The organism is Sphingorhabdus sp. (assembly GCF_044374345.1).
Lineage (GTDB): Bacteria > Pseudomonadota > Alphaproteobacteria > Sphingomonadales > Sphingomonadaceae > Sphingorhabdus_B.
Genome location: NZ_JBILOS010000068.1, coordinates 1 through 11,294, shown reverse-complemented (window position 1 = coordinate 11,294; position 11,294 = coordinate 1). Strand labels below are relative to the sequence as shown.

The window sequence follows — 11,294 nt, the reverse complement described above, 5'->3', positions numbered from 1 at the left end:
CGCCAGCGCTCCGACCGGCGGGTCGAGAGCGATATAGGTTCCGATTTCGGAAAGACTAGGCCTTTAGCGATGGATTCGGCCCGAGGCAAGTGGCTTTGGGAATGCACCCATCGCCCGCACCCGTTCTGAACAGCCTTGAACTGCTGCCGTTTTTGGTTATCCCTCGACGCTTCATCACATCAAGGAATTTGTCCACATGCCATCCGGTCTTGCCGCCTTACTCGACGACATTGCGACAATCGCCAAGGTTGCTGCGGCTTCTGTGGACGATGTCGCCGCTGCCGCGGGCAAGGCAGGCAGCAAGGCCGCAGGTGTGGTCATCGACGACACAGCGGTTACCCCGCAATATGTGACTGGGTTCACCCCCGACCGCGAATTGCCGATAATCTGGCGTATTGCGAAAGGTTCGTTTTTCAACAAGCTGGTCATCATTATGCCGGTTGCGTTGTTGCTGAGCCTGTTCTTGCCATGGGCGATTACACCAATTTTGATGCTGGGCGGCGCCTATCTGTGTTTCGAAGGCGCCGAAAAGGTCTGGGAAAAACTGGTCCCGCATGAAGAAGAGAGTTTGGTCGAAGAACTCGCGGAATTGACCAGCGCCGAGCATGAGCAAAATATGGTGAAGGGCGCGGTGCGGACCGACTTCATTTTGTCAGCAGAAATCATGGCGATTGCGCTGAACGAAGTGAAAAGCCTTGCCGAAACGTCAATCTGGCTTGAGGCAGGCGTGTTAGCCTTTGTCGCGATTGCCATCACGATTGCGGTGTACGGCGTGGTTGGGTTGATTGTTAAAATGGACGACATCGGCCTGCACATGGCCCAGCGTGAAAATGGCGGGTCGCAGGCCATTGGTCGCGGTCTGGTGAAGGGCATGCCAAAGTTGCTCGCCGCCTTATCAACCATCGGCACCGCGGCAATGCTATGGGTCGGCGGACAAATCATCGTCCACGGCTTTGGCATCCACCCCGCGGAGTTTTTCGGCCTGCATGAGGGCGCGTTGGCCTGGATTGCGGATGCCGCATTATGCGGAGTCGTCGGGCTCGCCATTGGCGCCGTGATTGTCTTGGCCCATCACATGCTGCCCAAGCGCAAGGCGCATTGAAGGCAGCCCATCACGCCTTGGCGGTAACCAGTTGCTCTACGGTTGATGACACGGAGGAATTGTATGCAGTCTATCCACATTCAACGCCTTATCGCTTTGCCCTATTTTGGTTTGGGCGGCTGGTGCTTGTTTGCACCCAATATGGTCGAACGGATGACAATCAATCCGGCGTACCAACATTTGAGCGCGACCAGTGCGCTGTTTATTGGTTGTTTCGGCGCACAAGCCGTTTTGGGCGGCCTGTTCATTTGGTTTAGCCGGTTCACGCGCGCATCGTTTCTGACTTATGCCGTCGCGCTGCTGCCGTTCTTCGGCTTCAACTATTATTTTGTATATGAATTGCCGATTTTGAACCGCTGGATGGCATTAGATTTCGGATCGAATGCTGCGATGTTTATGTTGAGTATATGGGGCTGGCGGATGAAGATCCGCGAAGAGGCCAAATTATAGGTGATACCAATAAAATGGCAGGAGTTGGGGGACTCGAACCCACGACCCTCGGTTTTGGAGACCGATGCTCTACCAACTGAGCTAAACTCCTGCACTCCGCTTTTCAGCGAAGAATTGGGCCCTTAACGCCGATATGCGAACGGGGCAAGCCTGCTTTCGCACACCCGCCCCGTTATTGCATGATATTGTCGGAAATTTAGAAGCTCATCTCGTCATACACGCGGGAGATGTCACCGGCCCATTCGCCGTGATATTTGTCGAGCATTTGCTCCGCGACGGTCTTGCCGCTGGCAACGATTTCACGCAGCGGGTCCAGAAAGCCGGTTTCATTGTCGCCACTGGCATTCAGGCGGTTGCGTGCGGCAAGTCCTGATGATGAGATATCAAGAATACGTCCGGCAAGATCAAGGAGCTTGCCGCCACCCGGTATCGCTGCATTCAGGCCTTGCGCTGGCACTGCACTGCGCAGCGTTTCGCGTTCTTCCATCGTCCAATGCTTTACCTCATCCCAAGCAGCATCAAGCGCGCCCTGATCATACAGCAAGCCGACCCAGAATGCGGGCAGCGCACAGATGCGGTTCCATGGCCCACCATCCGCGCCGCGCATTTCCAGGAAGCTTTTCAACCGCACTTCGGGAAAGGCGGTCGACATATGGTCTTCCCAATCGGAAACGGTCGGTTTTTCGCCCGGCAGCACCGAAAGTTCGCCTTTCAAAAAGTCGCGGAAATCCAGCCCCGATGCATCGATATATTTGCCGTCACGGTACACGAAATACATCGGCACCTTCAGCATATAGTCGACATATTGCTCATATCCGAAGTTTTCATCGAATACGAACGGCAGCATGCCCGTGCGCTGCGGATCAGTGTCGGACCAGATGTGGCTGCGGTAAGAAAGAAAACCGTTTGGCTTGCCTTCCAAGAAGGGTGAGTTTGCGAACAACGCGGTTGCCAGTGGCTGAAGCGCGAGCGAGGTGCGGAACTTGTGGGCCATGTCGGCTTCGCTTGAATAATCAAGATTGACCTGAATCGTGCAGGTGCGCAGCATCATGTCGAGGCCCATGCTGCCCACGCGCGGCATATGGCGCAGCATGATGTCATAGCGGCCCTTGGGCATGATCGGCAATTCCGCCCGCGTCTTGTCGGGCCAAAGCCCAAGACCCAAGAAGCTGGTGTTGGTCTTGTCACCAATGGCTTTCACTTGCTTCAAATGCCGCCCGGTTTCGGCGCATGTCTGATGCAGGTTTTCAAGCGGGGCACCCGATAGTTCCAGCTGGCCTGCGGGTTCAAGGCTGACGGCGCCATCGGTACCGGTCATGGCAATCACCTTGCCGTTTTCGTATACGGGTTCCCAGCCAAATTCGGTCATGGCCATTAACAGATCGCGGATGCCGCCTGGCTCGTCGTAGGACGGCGCATGATGATCCGTGCGGTTATAGACGAATTTTTCATGCTCGGTGCCAATGCGCCAGCGGTCCTTAGGCTTTTCGCCCTTGGCAATCGCGGCGATGAGTTGATCGCGCGTTTCAATGACGGGATCGTCGCGGTCCGAAACAGTTTTTGTGCTCATGCGCGCGGTTTAGAAATGTAGCGTCTATATTGCCAGAAAATTCCGTCAGCACGGTTACGGGGCGCCGGTAAAGGCGCATCGCGGTGCGTGCCCGGCATCACAGGGGACTAAGCCGTCCAATCGCCATTTTTGGACATCCACACAGAAATCGCGGCAACAGCGGCGGTATCGGCGCGCAAGATGCGCGGGCCCAGTGACACTGGCCGCGCACACGGATGCGCGCGGATTGCGGCATTTTCACTATCGGTAAATCCGCCTTCGGGTCCAATCAGGACAGCGCCGGGGCCGGGGCGGATCGCGCCCGAAAAAGGTTCACCACCGCGTTCATCGCAGAAATATAGCGTTCGGTCTGCTGGCCATTTCCCAAGCAGCGCGTCGATGCGCGCAAGCGGGTCAATCACGGGCAAGGCGGTCCGCTCGCATTGTTCTGCCGCCTCGATCATATGCGCTCGAAGCCGGTCGTCTTTCAGCTTGTCGACAACACAGCGTGCCGTCAGCACGGGTACAAATCGGGCAACGCCAAGCTCGCAGGCTTTTTCGGCGATCCAGTCAAACCGGTCTTTTTTGATGAGCGCCTGACAGATCCAAAGGTCGGGGGTGAATTCGCGGTCGCGCAATTTGGCGTCCACGGTCAGAATAAGGTCGCGTTTGTGCGTTTCGGTGACGGTCGCCAGATATTCGCCCGAAACATCATCGAACAATTTAACAGGTGCGCCCTCTTTCAATCGCATCACGCCGATCAGATAATGGGCGCTGTTACCGCTAATGTTTAAAGTCGCGCCCTCGGCCAACGGCTGTTTGACAAACAGCCGCGGCGTTGATTTTGGGGGCCAGGCGGGTGTTGCGGGCATGGCGCGTGCATAAACACAAAACTCCGCGCCGTCATCTGCCAACTTCCAGATGACGAACAGGATAAATTTTGGCAGGGCATTGCTATGACCACACAACTTGTGCCCGACAGCGAATATACCGGCATTATGAAACTGCTCCCGGCAAAGCTGCGGGGCTTTGCGTTGCTGGCACGTTTTGACCGGCCGATCGGCTGGTGGCTATTGTTCTGGCCATGCGTGTTCGGCTTGGCGCTATCGGGCGGGCTGATTGCGCGATGGGATTTGGCGCTGTGGATGTTGCTCGGTTCTGTGGCGATGCGCGGCGCGGGCTGTGTCTATAATGATATCATTGATCGTGATTTGGATGCACAGGTTGCCCGCACGGCAAACCGCCCGCTGGCCAGCGGGTTAATTTCACGCAAAGCGGCTTGGGCGTGGCTGTTGATGCTGGCGCTGGTGGGTTTGATTGTGATGCTGCAGTTGAACCTGAATGCGCAGCTTTTGGCGTTGGGAAGCCTACTGCTGGTCGCGGCCTATCCATTTATGAAACGCATCACATGGTGGCCCCAGCTTTGGCTTGGGCTAGTGTTCAGCTGGGGCGCGTTGGTGGGCTGGGTCTCGATTGCGGGGCAGGCCGATGTAGCGATGTTCTGGCTATATGCAGGCACGATATTCTGGGTGGTGGGCTATGATACGATCTATGCCATGCAGGACCGCGAAGACGACGCGCTGGTGGGGATTAAGTCGAGCGCCTTGCGTTTGGGCGGTAGCGTGCGGGCAGGGGTGGCTATATTCTATCTCCTTGCGCTTTCCGGCTGGGGCATGGCGATATGGAGCGTTCGGCCGGAGCAGCAGGCATTGGTCGCGCTCGTTCCCGCTGCCTTTCATCTGGTTATGCAAGTGGCGTCATTACAGGCCGATGGCAGCAATGCCCTTGGCCATTTCAGGTCGAACCGCATGACGGGTTTACTCGCGGCGCTCGCATTTTTGGTCGTTGGTGCGGCCGGACAATATTAGGGGGAGAAGAATATGGAACATCGTCGCATTGGCAAAAGTGCCGTTTACGTCTCAGATATCTGCATGGGGACGATGACATTCGGGTCGCAAACCGATGAAGCGGCGGCGCACCGCATACTCGACCGTTGTTTGGACGCCGGCATCAACTTTTTCGACACCGCCGAAGGTTATCCTGTGCCGCCCGACATCAAATGGGTCGGCCGGACAGAGGACATTGTCGGCCGCTGGATGAAGGGCAAAAACCGCGATGCCATCATCATGGCCACGAAGGTTTCGGGCCCAAGCCATACATGGTTCAAGTCGCCAAAGCGCGGCGGGATGACCGCGCTTGATCGTCACAACATCGTCACCGCGGTTGAGGAAAGCCTACGCCGTCTGCAGACCGATTATATCGATTTGTACCAGACCCACTGGCCAGACCATGGCACCGACTATGACGAAACGATGGAAACACTCGACGATCTGGTCCGCGCCGGAAAAGTCCGCGTTTTGGGTTGCTCCAACGAAACCAGCTACGGCCTCATGAAGTCGCTTGCGACATCGGAGCGTTTGGGCACGGCACGTTATCACAGCATTCAGAATAACTTTTCCATCAACAACCGCCGGTTCGAAGATGAACTGAAACAAGTCTGCCGTCAGGAAGGCGTATCGTTGCTCCCATATTCGCCATTGGGCGGCGGCGTCTTGTCGGGCAAATATCTGGACGGCGCGCGCCCCGAAGGCGCTCGTTTCTCCCGCTATCTGGAAATGACGGGCGCACGTCAGGCCGAAATGGCGCAACGCTTTGCCGGACCACGGGCGCTGGAAAGCACGATGCGGATCGTGGAAATTGCCAAGGAAGCCGGCATGTCGCCGGTGACGCTGGCGACCGCATGGTCAAAGCAGCATGACTTTGTCGCCTCCACGATTGTGGGCGTCAGCACCGAAGATCAATTGGACGATATTTTCGCCGCGATTGACCTAAAACTCAGCGCAGACGTGATGACCGCCATTCACAAGGTGACGAAAGAAATTTTGTACCCGATGGGGTGAGGTCAAACCCGTCTGGCCGTAGCAAAGCCCCGTCCGGATCCATCCCCCGGGCGGGGTCTTTATATGCGCTTCATCCTGCGGCGGGATTGACCGTCACGGGCCCAAGCTCTTTCAAGCAGGCCTGCAATTTGGCCATGCCTTCGGACGGGCTGGGCGGATTGGCGGCAAGGTCGGACATGCTTTTGCCATCCATCACCTTGTCGGCGGCACAACCGCAGACCTGATTGACGTCGACCCCAATGCCTTCGGGAATTTGCTCGCTCGCGGCGGTGGTGCAGGTGGCGACGATGGATTCGCGCACGCTGACCTTAACCGTGTCGTTCAACGCGCTGCCTTCGCCGCACGCGGCCAGCGCGAGCGACAGAACAGCGACCGATAATATCCGTTTCATGGCTTTTCCTTTGTCCAGAAACCCCCGAACAGCAGATGTGGGCAGCGCGCGTTGCTTTACAAGCGCGCGCCCATATAAATCCGCTTTATTTAAAGCCGCCTTATTTAAAACCCAGGGCCGCGCGCATGATTTGGAATATCGTGTGCTGTTCAATCGTGCCCTTGAACAAATGCGCCTTTGGCCCGGCGGCGCGGGCGACGACATCTTCGCCGCTGTGCGTTTCGGAACCGGTGGGGATCAACGCCTGCTGCCGATAATTCAGCGCCTGCGTATCTTCTTTCAACGGGTCGGTGCGGGGCAATGTCGTGACCGCGCCGGGGCCGTTGATATAGCCCAAGGTTGTATATCCCTTGCCATCAAAGGCCAAGGTTGATTTGCCTTTCTGGTCAACCACGGGGGCAAGGATGGGGTTCCCGCGCTCGGGATATCCCGCCATGGTAAATGTGTGGCTATGGTCCGATGTGACGACGATTAACGTATCGCGCAGGTCGACAGTGTCCATCGCCGCCTTCAACGCATCATTCAGCGCCACCGTGTCCTGCAACGCGCGATAGGCGTTGCCGCCATGGTGGCCATGGTCAATCCTGCCCGCTTCGACCATCAGGACATATCCCTTGCGGTTTTTGGACAGCATCGCGATCGCCTTCGTCGTCATTTCGGCGAGCGAGGGTTCTTTTGATCCGCTCGCGGTGCGGTCGGCGTCAAATTGCATATGCGATTGTTCGAACAGGCCAAGCAGCTTGTCGGTCTTTTTCGCGTCCACCGCGGCAAAGCCTTCGCTGTTCCAGACATAGGCGCTTTTGGGGTTGGCGGCCTGCCAATTGGCGATCAGGTCCTTACCATCGGCGCGCTTGCCCTTTTTGCCCGCATATTCGGGGTCAGCCGCCGTGTTGGGCATGAAATGCTGGCGTCCGCCGCCCAACATAACCTCAAATCCATCACCATGCGGCCATTCGACCATTTGGCGGGCGATGTCGGTGCAGCCTTCGGCCTTTGCCGCGGCGGGCATATTCGCGTCCACTTCCCAATCGCGTTGCGCGACATGGGCATAGGTGGATGCGGGCGTGGCGTGGGTGATGGTCGCGGTGGACACGATGCCGGTGGCATATCCCTTGTCCTCGGCCATTTCGAACAATGATTTGACCTTAAAGGGCTCGGTCGCCTTGCAATTGTCCTCCACCGCTTGCGGGCCAACGCCCAGAACGCCGTTCAGTGTTTTGACGCCGGAGATCATGGCAGTGGCGGTCGGCGCGCTGTCGGGCACCTGGCCATCATGCGAATAGGTTTTGACTAAGGCGGTGTGCGGCAGGCGGTCCATTTGCGCGACATAGGATTCGCCATCGACGCCCTTTTGCTGCCCTTCAAAAATGCGCGCGGCGGTCAGGGTGGTGATGCTCATGCCGTCGCCGATGAACATGATGACATTGCGCGCCTTGCGATTGTTGGGCGTATCCGCCTCCAAACGGGCAAGCTCGGCTGCGCCAGCCTTCAGATAATCGTCACTGGTCGTCAGCGGCGGCGTACCAATGGGCCGCGCAGGGGGCAGGGGAGCCGCCGCCGTCGCCGCCGCAGGATCCGGCGTCGCCGCATATTGCGCGACAACCGGCGCACCGATCAGGCAAGACGCCAACGCCAAAGACACAGGCAGGCCAGCGGACACAAACGGCGACACTTTACGCATTTTACTCTCCAAAAATGTTTCAGGCCCACACATCGCAGACGATGATGACTGGCGCAAGACAGTGGCGGTTTATGGGGGCGATTTTGGCGAGGGAGGGGGAGTGGTGGTGTTTGGGAAGGATTTTGATTCACGCAGAGGCGCAGAGGAGTTGAGGGGGTGTCCTACCTGTCACCGTAATTCCCGTGTAACCGGAATTAAGGCTTCCCAAATTGCGAGGCGCGATCCGGTGAAGGAGCTGGGGAGTTCTACAGGGGGGAAAAGCTAGGACCTTGGCCTTCCGAGTCGTGTCTTCAAAATGACTGAGGTCGCGACGGTGAAAGGCAACGCGATAAGTGATGCCATCCCGATAATTGCCAAAAGCATCCCGAATCCCGGGTTTCGATAAATGAATTCAGATGTCAGGAAGCCGACCAAAAAAGTTGATATAGGGAAGGATAATCCAATCAATATTGAGAGGCCCCACCCAAAGCTAAGCCCCTTCCAACGTATCAAAGAAAGGTGCAAGCCAATAGTAAGTCCGCACTGGATAATAACGAACAGAAAAATATATAGCTCTTTCATAAATCATTTAGGTCCATGGCGTGAGTAGAAATCTTCTACACTGTCGATCATCGTTGGAGCCCGAGCGTCATCTAACATGCCGTCAAAATTCTCATGAATTGCGGCGTCAGTGCACTTGATTTCCTAATTCATCCCAAGATTCTTCCGCTGACGCGGAGTGAGGGATGTGATTTCTTGAAAAGTTAAACCTGTATCTTTAAAGACGTCAACACCAGTAATTTCATAATATGCAAACCCATTTTTCATTTTTTTTCTAATGTACCTTCGAAAATATACACTTTATCGCCAGCGTCAGGTAACGGGAGATGAGTAATAAAATTTGATGATAATGGCTTGTTTAGATAACCGTTCTTAGCAAGTTCACCGTTGTCTCCCGAAACACTTACTGCATTTAGATAGTTCAGAAAGGCCGTTCCCTTAGGGTATGCACTATCAACAACATCACATGTGCGAGAAATAAAGTAAGGAATATGACTTTCTTCTTGGTTCGTGAGAACCATGATAGCACTAAAGTTTCCACTCTCATTTTTCCAACATTTATCAACGCTAAAATATTCATCAGGCGAAACAGCCCGCAATTTATTCGATCCTGCCGAACAGCCAAATAGAAAAATGACTAATATGATTCTGAACATTAAAATGGGATTACGGTGACAGTGCACTTAATTGCTCCTCCGTCGTGGGCCCCGCTTTTGTGCACGAGGATCGCGTCCACTTAGTGCTTTGATATGCTCCATGAATGCATCATTACCAACATCGAATGTCTATAACTTACAATATTTAATTCATCCGAAAATAAATTATGTAAAATAAACTAGACATTAAAAAAATAATAAATGTTATTGGAGAATATAAAATAAAAAAACAGATATGCGCGCCGTATATTATGTTTGTAGAAGCGATTAATAACGATAATGATCGATATTTTAATGTAAATGCAGACAGAACTATTATTATAAAAAGATATGTATCTGGAGCAATATATAATTTTTCATCATATCTAATGCTATATATAATAGCAATAAAACATAGAAATATTGCTAAAAATAGCACTGACAATTTAAATAATTTATCCATTATTTATCTAAATCCTAATGATTTATTTAATTATCGTCAGGCATTTTTAAATACAGGATGACGTAAATTGGAAAATCGTACGTATCGGAAATGTAGCTACAAATCCAATCCACCAAATAACGTTGAGATTTGAGTCGTACGAAATCAATCTAGCAGCATCGGCTGCAAAAAAAAGAGCAGCATGCCAAGTAAACTAGGACTCCTTTGACCCATTTTGATAACCTAAGATTTGTCATTGGTAGGTCCCGTTCTTAAAACATCTCTGAGCTAAGGGTTTTGCATACCCTGCGTATATCTTAAGTGTCACCGTTATTCCGATGAGGATTAAGAATCGTCCGACCCGTTCTCGCCAGCGAACTGATCATAGATCATCAGATACTCATCGAGCGTCACGATGCTGAGGTTTGAGTGCATTGCTTCTAATTCGCGTCGCTTTTTCCGCACAATGCGGGTGTCATGTGTTATGAAATATCCACCGTATTTTGCCGCTTCAAATACATGTTTTGCATCGGCAGAATGCCGCCCTTTTCTTGCGTTACCTTGCAGAACCGCGTCGATACGGGCGATCTGCTGTTCTTCAGTTGAGCAACTTTCAACTTCCTCTGTGAATAATTGTACAGACATCATGTCTTTAATCTGAATGGGGGTATTTGGATGGGCAATTTCCGATAGCACTCCATGCGGCACGATCAGTGTTATTCTTCCTTCCGCTATCAACGACAGCAGTCGATTAACTTGGTTTTGATCAGAATGTTCGAAGGCATTGTTATCGAGGAGCGTGTTTGCCCTGCGGGGGTCTAGTTTACAACGGGCCATGCTCAACGATTGCACGTCACGAACCAATTGTCAATTTTTGTGAATATCAGCAATTGGTTTATGGACGGGAGGCCTTTTCCAACCACGATCTCTATCTTCGTCATGCTGAACTTGGTTCAGCATCTTACTTTTTGTCGGCGGTCGGAATTAAGATCCTGAAACAAGTTCAGGATGACGGGTAGTGGTGTCGGGATGACGGTGGGTGTTTCAACAGCCTCAGCGTGCCTTTTCCAGCATCCGCCTTCGCCAAGGCTACGGCGGACACGTCGGCGGGCAAACCCCTACTTGCCTTTGGCAAGCATGGGTTTGAGATAATGCCCCGTGTAGCTTGCCGCGACCTTTACCACATCTTCGGGCGTGCCTTCGGCGACAATCTCGCCGCCTTTAACGCCGCCTTCGGGGCCGAGGTCGATGATCCAGTCCGCGGTCTTAATGACGTCGAGATTATGTTCGATGACCACCACGCTGTTGCCCTGTTCCACCAAACGGTGGAGCACTTCGAGGAGTTTGCGGACATCCTCAAAATGCAGGCCGGTGGTGGGCTCGTCCAGAATGTACAAAGTCTGGCCGGTGGAACGGCGGCTGAGTTCCTTGGCGAGTTTGACGCGTTGCGCTTCGCCGCCCGATAGGGTCGTGGCCTGTTGCCCGACCTTGACATAGCCAAGCCCAACCTCCGCCAGCATCGCCATTTTGTCGCGGATCGGGGGGACAGCCTTGAACACCTCCACCGCGTCCTCCACCGTCATGTCGAGCACGTCGGCGATCGA

At 53.9% G+C, this 11,294-nt stretch carries 12 protein-coding genes and 1 tRNA gene; 5 read left to right on the top strand and 8 right to left on the bottom strand.

Features of this window, described 5'->3' with window-relative positions; translation table 11 throughout:
• Positions 1-196 precede the first annotated feature (196 nt).
• Both ACIQ5B_RS07920 and ACIQ5B_RS07915 read left to right on the top strand, forming a co-directional pair.
• Positions 197-1,102, top strand: a complete 906-nt coding sequence (locus ACIQ5B_RS07920; RefSeq protein ID WP_397598538.1) for a DUF808 domain-containing protein — start codon at positions 197-199, stop codon at positions 1,100-1,102.
• A gap of 63 nt (positions 1,103-1,165) precedes the next feature.
• The gene (locus tag ACIQ5B_RS07915) at positions 1,166-1,552 is read left to right on the top strand and encodes a hypothetical protein (protein ID WP_397598537.1); all 387 of its coding nucleotides are present in this window, start codon (positions 1,166-1,168) and stop codon (positions 1,550-1,552) included.
• Between the two features lie 15 nt (positions 1,553-1,567).
• Here ACIQ5B_RS07915 and ACIQ5B_RS07910 read toward each other — a convergent pair.
• The 3 genes from ACIQ5B_RS07910 to ACIQ5B_RS07900 form a co-directional block, all read right to left on the bottom strand.
• Positions 1,568-1,643, bottom strand: a tRNA-Trp gene (locus ACIQ5B_RS07910).
• Positions 1,644-1,748: 105 nt separating this feature from the next.
• Positions 1,749-3,122: a glutamate--cysteine ligase gene (locus ACIQ5B_RS07905; protein WP_397598536.1), complete on the bottom strand. Its 1,374-nt coding sequence runs from the start codon at positions 3,120-3,122 to the stop codon at positions 1,749-1,751.
• Positions 3,123-3,229: 107 nt separating this feature from the next.
• Positions 3,230-3,973 carry a 16S rRNA (uracil(1498)-N(3))-methyltransferase gene (locus ACIQ5B_RS07900; RefSeq protein ID WP_397598535.1) on the bottom strand — a complete coding sequence of 248 codons (744 nt, stop codon included), beginning with the start codon at positions 3,971-3,973 and terminating at the stop codon, positions 3,230-3,232.
• Positions 3,974-4,057: 84 nt separating this feature from the next.
• On the opposite strand from ACIQ5B_RS07900, the gene ubiA reads away from it, so the two are divergent.
• Complete coding sequence (gene ubiA, locus ACIQ5B_RS07895) at positions 4,058-4,969, top strand: 4-hydroxybenzoate octaprenyltransferase (RefSeq protein WP_397598534.1); 912 nt, start codon at positions 4,058-4,060, stop codon at positions 4,967-4,969.
• Between the two features lie 12 nt (positions 4,970-4,981).
• On the top strand, positions 4,982-6,001 hold the full coding sequence (locus tag ACIQ5B_RS07890; RefSeq protein WP_397598533.1) for an aldo/keto reductase: 1,020 nt from the start codon (positions 4,982-4,984) through the stop codon (positions 5,999-6,001).
• 70 nt (positions 6,002-6,071) lie between these two features.
• On the opposite strand, the gene ACIQ5B_RS07885 is transcribed toward ACIQ5B_RS07890, so the two are convergent.
• The 3 genes from ACIQ5B_RS07885 to ACIQ5B_RS07875 form a co-directional block, all read right to left on the bottom strand.
• Complete coding sequence (locus ACIQ5B_RS07885; protein WP_397598532.1) at positions 6,072-6,392, bottom strand: hypothetical protein; 321 nt, start codon at positions 6,390-6,392, stop codon at positions 6,072-6,074.
• A gap of 100 nt (positions 6,393-6,492) precedes the next feature.
• The gene (locus ACIQ5B_RS07880) at positions 6,493-8,073 is read right to left on the bottom strand and encodes an alkaline phosphatase (protein WP_397598531.1); all 1,581 of its coding nucleotides are present in this window, start codon (positions 8,071-8,073) and stop codon (positions 6,493-6,495) included.
• Positions 8,074-8,876: 803 nt separating this feature from the next.
• Positions 8,877-9,269: a hypothetical protein gene (locus tag ACIQ5B_RS07875; RefSeq protein ID WP_397598530.1), complete on the bottom strand. Its 393-nt coding sequence runs from the start codon at positions 9,267-9,269 to the stop codon at positions 8,877-8,879.
• 251 nt (positions 9,270-9,520) lie between these two features.
• On the opposite strand from ACIQ5B_RS07875, the gene ACIQ5B_RS07870 reads away from it, so the two are divergent.
• Entirely contained in the window at positions 9,521-9,772 is a 252-nt protein-coding gene (locus tag ACIQ5B_RS07870) for a hypothetical protein (RefSeq protein ID WP_397598529.1), read from the top strand.
• Positions 9,773-10,035: 263 nt separating this feature from the next.
• Here the strand turns inward: ACIQ5B_RS07870 and ACIQ5B_RS07865 are convergent, their stop codons facing one another.
• On the bottom strand, positions 10,036-10,527 hold the full coding sequence (locus ACIQ5B_RS07865; protein ID WP_397598528.1) for a hypothetical protein: 492 nt from the start codon (positions 10,525-10,527) through the stop codon (positions 10,036-10,038).
• A 281-nt stretch (positions 10,528-10,808) separates the two neighbouring features.
• Positions 10,809-11,294: ATP-binding cassette domain-containing protein (locus ACIQ5B_RS07860; protein WP_397598527.1), on the bottom strand; the 486-nt coding region annotated here is incomplete at its 5' end.